The organism is Microcoleus sp. D3_18a_C4 (assembly GCF_036702415.1).
Taxonomy (GTDB): domain Bacteria; phylum Cyanobacteriota; class Cyanobacteriia; order Cyanobacteriales; family Microcoleaceae; genus Microcoleus.
The window spans coordinates 6,182-6,436 of sequence record NZ_JAUBTI010000068.1 but is presented as its reverse complement, the minus strand read 5'-3'; positions in this window follow the sequence as shown (position 1 = coordinate 6,436).

Here is a 255-nt window from a genome sequence, read left to right as displayed (position 1 = left end):
GACGCCCGTGCCACACACAGTTAACACAGGCGGGACGCCCGTGCCACAGTTAACACAGGCGGGACGCCCGTGCCACAGTTAATACAGGCGGGACGCCCGTGCCACACACAGTTAACACAGGCGGGACGCCCGTGCCACAGTTAACACAGGCGGGACGCCCGTGCCACACACAGTTAATACAGGCGGGACGCCCGTGCCACACACAGTTAATACAGGCGGGACGCCCGTGCCACAGTTAACACAGGCGGGACGCCC